The 2,089-nt window shown below is 48.2% G+C and carries 1 protein-coding gene and 1 pseudogene; one reads left to right on the top strand and one right to left on the bottom strand.

Translation table 11 applies throughout. From position 1 onward, the window contains the following. The coding region (locus tag MVK60_RS05985) for a hypothetical protein (RefSeq protein WP_297437479.1) at positions 1-1,005 on the bottom strand (1,005 nt) is incomplete at its 3' end. Positions 1,006-1,122: 117 nt separating this feature from the next. On the opposite strand from MVK60_RS05985, the pseudogene MVK60_RS05980 reads away from it, so the two are divergent. After that, positions 1,123-2,089 (top strand): annotated as a pseudogene (locus MVK60_RS05980) (S9 family peptidase); the annotation flags it as partial.

Raw genomic sequence — 2,089 nt, 5'->3', positions numbered from 1 at the left:
CTCCAACACTATACCGGGGTTAGGTACCCACAGTTCTTCGGGGATGCCTATATGTCCCTTCCTGTAGTCCGGACGTAGTTTTAATCCCGCATTTTTAAGCTTCTCTGCAATAATATCGGCTACAGCGTTCCCGATTTCGTTGTCGTTTATCCATCCAAAGCTAACCTGTATTGTCCCATATTCAGCATAAACGGTCAGTATACTTCTGCCATCGCTAATTAAAGGATTAGGAGGAACCAAGTTTATAGAACCCCCTCTGGATTGTCCAGCTCGGATATTCCATCCTTTCCCAAGTGCATGCTGATAGACTGCTTTAATAGCTTCAGCTCTCTCCGGAACTTGGGCATGAAGCTCGGTCTCCACATAGTTCATAAAACTCTCAACTGTCCACTTTCTCCGAGTAGTTTCGAGTTTCTTTTCAGTACTTTCAATCCCAAAGAGTTTAGGGACAAATATCTCGTAGGTCTTATTATCGTCAATGATCTTGTAATAATCAAACTCTAAGGCATAAACATCAAAAGTAGCATGAGACTTCAGGAAGCGGATTAGCGTTTTCAGTCTTGAGTCCAACGAGTCCATGGCCACGATGAGCTTGAAATTACCCTCACCAAGATTCCTTGTTATGTTCGATAATACCTCTTCATCTATGTCCGCACCAAGTGCTTCCAAGAACTTATCGGGATTTCCTGAGTATTCCTCCCACAAGGCAGCGGCATAGTCTAAAATCTGGGCGAGAACTTTCCTTTTGTCGGCATTTTTGGAAAGCTTAGTTTCAATGATGTATATATCCCCAACATTGTCAATTGCCATAATATCAATGGACCCTGATGATGTCCCAAACTCTCTTATCGTCACAATGAAGTTCCTGTTTTCCGAATGGATTTCCTCAAGAGGAATTAGCTCAGGGTTCTCGGCTATGTAATTTTGAAGGTATGCTTCGTTTTCAAATTTAGATTCCTCGACCCGTGTGACCTGTTGCCCATTTTTTACGACGAGGATTGCCATGATTACCACCCTCAACAGTTTCACTTTGTGGTATTTAACATTGTTGTTACCTGCCTCGATAACCATCGAAACGCTAAGCTTTTATACGAAAAGGACCCAGTTAATTTGGTGATTCTTATGCCTAAAGGATTGAGCATTGAAGACCTCGGAAAGTTCAGGCTCCTCGGGAACATCGACGCCTTCAGGAAAAAGCTGGTCTTCCAGGTGACAGAAATAAGCGTTGAGAAGGACGACTACTTCTCAAGGCTCTACCTCTATGACGGCAGGAAGGTTAGGCCATTCACCTCAGGAAAAAAGGACTCCAATCCGAGATTCTCCCCTGACGGAAAGCTGATAGCCTTTACATCAAAGCGAGACAGGGAGAGCAAGGAGGCCGAGCTGTACGTAATCCCCACCGACGGAGGTGAGGCGAGGCTTTTAGCGAAGTTCAAGTACGGGATCAAGAACCTTCGCTTCACCGAGGACGGGAAGAGCATAGCGGTAGTTACACCAATAGACGTCGAGAAGAAACCCAAGGACGATGTGCACATCATCAAGGAGATGCCATTCTGGTTCAACGGCGTCGGCTGGGTCTACGGGAAGAGGAGCGTCGTCTATCTGGTGGACATCGAGACCGGCAGGAAGAGACGCTTAACCCCCAAGAACCTCGACGTCTCGCAGGTTCGCTTCCACAGGGGCAGGCTCTACTTCATAGCCCAGGAAGACCGCGAGAGGAAGCCGATGGTGAGCGACCTCTACGTCCTTGAGGGCAGGAAGGCGAAGCGCCTAACTCCCGGGGAGTGGAGCGTCCAGGACTTCATACCCCTCGACGATGGAACCTTCATCCTCAAAGCAAACACGAGAGAGCGCGGAATTCCAACGAACACCCACATCTACCACTACAACCCGGAGGGGGCTCAGCTTAGAAAGCTTACAGCCAAACTCGACCGCTCGGCATACAACTCCCTCAACTGCGACGTCAGGGGGAGCCAGAGGGCTGAGCTGGTTTTCAAAGACGGATGGGTTTATTACGTGGCAACGGATGGCCCGAGGGCGAACCTCTTCAGGGTAAACCTTGAGGGGAGAATCGAGCGTGTCATCAGTG

It is taken from the genome of Thermococcus sp., from assembly GCF_026988555.1.
In the GTDB taxonomy this organism is placed as follows: domain Archaea; phylum Methanobacteriota_B; class Thermococci; order Thermococcales; family Thermococcaceae; genus Thermococcus.
Note: the sequence above shows the minus strand (reverse complement) of the source record. Positions and strands in the feature narration are given on the sequence as shown.